Source organism: Micromonospora sp. BL1, assembly GCF_003667485.1.
In the GTDB taxonomy this organism is placed as follows: domain Bacteria; phylum Actinomycetota; class Actinomycetes; order Mycobacteriales; family Micromonosporaceae; genus Micromonospora; species Micromonospora tulbaghiae.
This window is the reverse complement of the sequence record NZ_RCVK01000408.1, coordinates 1-4,978: the sequence shown is the minus strand read 5'-3', so window position 1 is coordinate 4,978 and position 4,978 is coordinate 1. Positions and strand designations below refer to the sequence as shown.

General features: G+C 72.1%; 7 protein-coding genes. 3 read left to right on the top strand and 4 right to left on the bottom strand.

What is annotated here, in order from left to right:
• Together EAD96_RS29925 and EAD96_RS29920 are read right to left on the bottom strand one after the other, a co-directional pair.
• The coding region (locus EAD96_RS29925; RefSeq protein WP_121686587.1) for a pyridoxamine 5'-phosphate oxidase family protein at positions 1 to 436 on the bottom strand (436 nt) is incomplete at its 3' end.
• 159 nt (positions 437 to 595) lie between these two features.
• A complete protein-coding gene (locus tag EAD96_RS29920; RefSeq protein WP_121686586.1) occupies positions 596 to 1,189 on the bottom strand; it encodes a pentapeptide repeat-containing protein in 594 nt (197 codons plus the stop codon).
• Between the two features lie 55 nt (positions 1,190 to 1,244).
• Here EAD96_RS29920 and EAD96_RS29915 point away from each other — a divergent pair, with 55 nt between their 5' ends.
• Positions 1,245 to 2,477 (top strand): serine hydrolase, encoded by a 1,233-nt coding sequence (locus EAD96_RS29915; protein ID WP_121686585.1) that lies wholly within the window; start codon positions 1,245 to 1,247, stop codon positions 2,475 to 2,477.
• Between the two features lie 55 nt (positions 2,478 to 2,532).
• Positions 2,533 to 3,174, top strand: a complete 642-nt coding sequence (locus EAD96_RS29910) for an NAD(P)-dependent oxidoreductase (RefSeq protein WP_120571428.1) — start codon at positions 2,533 to 2,535, stop codon at positions 3,172 to 3,174.
• Between the two features lie 16 nt (positions 3,175 to 3,190).
• On the opposite strand, the gene EAD96_RS29905 is transcribed toward EAD96_RS29910, so the two are convergent.
• Together EAD96_RS29905 and EAD96_RS29900 are read right to left on the bottom strand one after the other, a co-directional pair.
• The gene (locus EAD96_RS29905) at positions 3,191 to 3,655 is read right to left on the bottom strand and encodes a PPOX class F420-dependent oxidoreductase (RefSeq protein ID WP_030272926.1); all 465 of its coding nucleotides are present in this window, start codon (positions 3,653 to 3,655) and stop codon (positions 3,191 to 3,193) included.
• Between the two features lie 33 nt (positions 3,656 to 3,688).
• Entirely contained in the window at positions 3,689 to 4,330 is a 642-nt protein-coding gene (locus EAD96_RS29900; RefSeq protein WP_091419014.1) for a hypothetical protein, read from the bottom strand.
• A gap of 257 nt (positions 4,331 to 4,587) precedes the next feature.
• Here EAD96_RS29900 and EAD96_RS29895 point away from each other — a divergent pair.
• Positions 4,588 to 4,978 (top strand): peptidoglycan-binding protein (locus EAD96_RS29895; RefSeq protein WP_147457958.1); only part of this gene is annotated, 391 nt, incomplete at its 3' end.

Below are 4,978 nucleotides of genomic sequence, written 5' to 3'. Positions count from 1 at the left end.
GCTGTAGGCCTCGGTCGGGGTGCCAGCTCTCTATCAGGAGGTGGTCGGGTGGGTTGCCTACCCGGGTGAGCACCACCTCGGTCAGCTCGATCCGGAAGCGGTGCGAGCCGTCCTCGGCGGGCGGCTCCTCGTGCGCCCGGCCGGCGATCTTCGCGTCCCCGTCCCAGGTGGACGGGTCGTCCGGCGGGGCGTCCTCGGTCGGGCTGTGCAGCGCCACCCGGGGATCGCGGCGCAGGTCGAGCGCCTTGACCGCGCCGGCCATGCTGCCCAGCCGCAGCTGCCCGTCGTCACCGAAGTCGAACTCGGTTCCGCTGATCCGCGGCGAGCCGTCCCGCCGCACTGTCGCCATCGTGCCGTGCTTGCGGACCGCGAAGCGGGCGCGCACCCGCGCCGCGAACTCGGGCTCGGCCGCCACCAGGTCGGACCACCATGTCATGCGCCCGAGTGTGTCCGGAAAACCTGACAGGCCGCGGCATCTTTCCCGGCCGAGCCGACCCGGCAACCCGACAACCCGGCAGCCCGGCAGCCCGGCCGGCCCGACGACCCAACCGGCCCGACGACCCAGCACGCCCGGCGACCGAACCGACCCGGGGACTCAGCCGACCTGGAAACCGAGCGCCTGCGCCAGCACCACGGCCTGCTCGGCGTCGATCCGCGCGTCGGCACGCTGCACCGCCGTCGGGTCGAGCGAGGACAGGTCGCTGCCGCGCAGGTCGGCCCGGATCAGCTTGGCGGCGTGCAGCTGGGCGCCGGACAGGTCCGCGCCGGTCAGCGTCGCGCCGGTGAGGTCGGCGCCGGTCAGGTCGACCTCCCGCATGCGTACGTCGGTGATCCGCGCCCCGCGCAGGTCGGCGCCGGCGAGCGTGACGAAGGACCAGTCGCCCCGGTCGACCCGCAGCGGACGCAGGTCGCAGCGGTCGAACGTGCTGCCGACCAGCTTGCAGCCGGTGAACTCGGCCTCGAAGAGGTTGCACTTGCTGAACGAGCACCTGGTGAACGCCGAGTCGGTGTGCCGGGAGGCGTTGAACGCGACGTTGCCGAATACGCAGTCGGTGAAGACCGCGCCCCGGCTGACCGCCTCGGTCAGGTCGACGTGGAAGAACTCGCACCGCACGAAGTGCCGGTCGGCCAGCTCCTCGGCGTACCAGTCCTGCTGGCGGTAGGTGACGTCCTCGACCGGCTCAGGCATGCCACCGACAGTAGTGACACTTCCCGGCCGCCGTACCTGCGGGTAGGTTCGCGTCGTGAGTGTCACCGTGAGCACCGACCCCGGCCGTGTCGGATTCGATCCCGCCCGGCTGGCGCGGATCGACGAGCACTTCGCCCGGTACGTCGACGACGGCCGGCTCGCCGGCTGGCAGATCGTCGTCAGCCGCCGCGGCGAGGTCGCCCACTCCTCGACGTACGGGCTGCGCGACCGGGAGGCCGGTACGCCGGTCGAGCCGGACACGCTCTGGCGCATCTACTCGATGACCAAGCCGATCACCTCGGTCGCGGCGATGATGCTCTGGGAGGAGGGCCGGTTCGAGCTGAACGACCCGGTCAGCCGCTGGCTGCCGGAGTTCGCCGACGTGCGCGTCTACGACCGGGGTTCGGTGCTCAAGCCGTACACGGTGCCGGCGGTCGAGCCGATCCGGATCTGGCACCTGCTCACCCACACGGCGGGCCTGACGTACGGCTTCGCCCAGGTCTCGGTGGTCGACGGCCTGTACCGGGCGGCGGGTTTCGACCTCGGCGTGCCGGCGGGCGCGGACCTGGCGGCGGCGTCGGCCGGGCTGGCCCGGCTGCCGCTGCTGTTCCAGCCGGGCACGAGCTGGAACTACGGCGTCTCCACCGACGTGCTGGGCCGCCTGGTCGAGGTGATCTCCGGGCAGTCGCTGGACGCGTTCTTCGCCGAGCGGATCCTCGGCCCGCTGGGGATGACCGACACCCGCTGGTGGGTGGACGCGGCGGACGCGAAGCGCCTGGCCGCTCTCTACGCGCCGCACCCGGCCACCGGCCAGGCGGTACGCGCCGACGGGGTGGGCCGGGCCGCGCTGGCGGAGCCGACCTGGCACTCCGGCGGCGGCGGGCTGGTCTCCACCGCGGCGGACTACCACCGGTTCACCCAGTTCCTGCTGCGCGGCGGCGAGCTGGACGGGGTGCGCCTGCTCGGCCCGCGCACGGTGCGCTTCATGACCCGCAACCATCTGCCGGGCGACCGGGATCTGGCCTCGTTCTCGCCGGAGGGCTTCGCCGAGACGATCCTCGACGGGATCGGCTTCGGGCTGGGCTTCGCGGTGGTGCTGGACCCGGTGCCGTCGCGCGTGCCGAGCAGCGTCGGCGAGTTCTACTGGGGCGGCCTGGCCAGCACCGCGTTCTGGGTGGACCCGGTGGAGGAGGTCACCGCGCTGTTGTTCACCCAGTTGATGCCGTCGAGCACGTATCCGCTGCGCGGCCAGCTTCGCCAGCTCGTCTATTCGGCGATCGTCGACTGAGCCGGTTCGGCGGAACTCCCCGCCGCCCGCCGGTGGGCTGCCTAGCCTGTGAGGCATGAGCGACATCGTCGTGTTCGGCGCCGGCGGGACGGCGGGCTCGCGGATCGCCGCCGAGGCGGTCGAGCGGGGGCACCGGGTGACAGCGGCGGTGCGGCGTCCGGAGGCGGTCGGCTACCTCCCCACCGGCGTACGCACGGTGACCGGCGACGCGACCTCGGCGCGGAGCGTACGCGAACTGGCCGAGGATGCGGATGTGCTGGTGGTGGCCATCGGCGGCGGCGAGCGGGACCTGTGGCGCGACGCCGCGCGGACGCTGGTCGACACGCTGCGTGAGGTGCCGGATCCGCCGCGGGTGATCCACGTCGGCGGCGGTTCGACGCTGCTCACCCCGAAGGGCACCCGCTACCTGGACGAGCCGGACTTCCCGGAGGAGTACCGGGACTCGGCGCACGGCCAGGCCGACGCGCTGGAGTTCTACCGCTCCAGCGCAGACGGGGTGACCTGGACGTACGTCTCCCCGCCGCCGCTGGAGTTCCACCCGGGCGAGCGGACCGGTCACTACCGCACCGGCACCGACCACCCGGTGACCGACGCGCAGGGCCGTTCGGTGCTCACCTACGAGGACCTGGCGGTGGCGATCGTCGACGAGATCGAGAATCCCCGGTTCGGCAACACCCGGTTCACCGTCGCGTACTGATCCGGCGCGTATCGGTTCAGTCGGCCAGCCGGGCGGGGAAGCCGCCGGTGGCGATCGGACCCCAGGACTCGATCGTGACGCGGATCAGCGACTTGCCCTGCGCGACCATCGCCGACCGGTACTCGTCCCAGTCCGGGTGCTCGCCGGAGATGCTGCGGAAGTACTCGACCAGCGGCTCCAGCGCCTCGGGCAGGTCGAGAACCTCGGCCACGCCGTCGACCTGCACCCACGGGCCGTTCCAGTCGTCGGAGAGCACGCACGCGGAGACGCGCGGGTCGCGGCGGATGTTGGCGACCTTGGCGCGCTCGGGATAGGTGGAGATCACCAGGCGGCCCTCGGCGTCCACGCCGCAGGCCACCGGGGAGGACTGCGGGCGACCGTCGGAGCGGGTGGTCATGAGCACGACGTGGTGGCGGGGGCGGAGGAACTCGATCAGGGCGTCCCGGTCGACCCGGGTGTTCTTCGCGATGCTGCGTGCCATGCCCTCGGTTCTACCAGGCCCCGCCGGTCGATCTCAGCGCGGACGTCCGGCGGCCCGCTGCGCGGTGACCTGCTCCGGCACGCGCGGGCGGGCCGAGGGCCGCCAGGCACGGCCGTTGGCGTAGATGACCCGGAAACCGAGGTACGCGGCGAGCGGCGCCCAGTGCGCCGAGCGCATCCGCACCTCGGCGGCGTTGTGCCGCTGACCGTTGGCCAGCACGTCGAGCAGCACGGTCTCGAAGGCGGCCGACTCGACCCAGTCCACCTCGCGGGTGAAGCCGCAGATCAGCGCCGCGCCGGTGACGTCGAGGAACTCGCGCAGCGTGGCGTCGGAGGCGCGCAGCACCGAGCAGCTGCCGAAGTAGAGGCGGCGGCCCTCGCAGCGGCCGGCCATCCGCTCGGCCACGTCCGACAGCTCGACCGAGTCCCAGTCGGTGAGGCAGAGCCGGCTCGGCTCGCCGTGCATGGCGAAGAAGCCCACCCGGTGATCCGCGTACTGCTTGAGCAGCCACCGGTCGACGAAGTAGAACAGCTCGTCGCGGGTGGCCGCGTCCTTGTGGATGTAGCGGATCCGGCCGAGCCGTTCGAGCAGGTCGAGCGTGGGCAGGACGGATCCTCGTTCGTTGAGGTCGCGGTGCCACTGCCCCTCGACGCAGAACACGCCGCCACGCGCCAACGCCCACCTCCCCGCCCGTCGAGGTCGCCGCCCGGGTCCGGGAGCAGACGTTACCGCTCACCTCCGACGGGCGACACCCGGCGGCGCGTACGCAAACAGGCAGTATTCACAGGCAATATCCAGCAAACAGACGAAGTGAGAACAATTTCGGCTAATCACCACGAAGAATCCTCGCACCTGTCACGGTGAGAGAGACGGGACGTACCGGTCGATGTGCCCGTCCCATCCCAGTTCCGCTCTGACATCGGGAGGACTCTGTGCGCGTCAACACCCTGAAGCGGGCGGCGGTCGCGTTCGCGCTGGCCCTGCCCGGGGCCGCCGTGGCGACAGTCGTGGCCGCGCCACCGGCGCACGCCGACGGCTGCTACACCTGGAAGCGGACTCTGTCCCAGGGAAGCTCCGGCGCCGAGGTCCGGCAGCTCCAGATCCGGGTGGCCGGCTGGGCCGCGTACGGCGGGATCGTCCGGGTCGACGGTGTGTACGGCCCGGAGACGGCCGCCGCGGTCAAGCGCTTCCAGGCCGCGTACGGGCTGCGCGCCGACGGCGTGGCCGGGCCGCAGACGTTCGCCAAGATCTACGACCTGCAGAAGGACAGCGACTGCACGCCGAAGCATTTCAGCTACGCCGAGCTGGACAACGGCTGCGGCA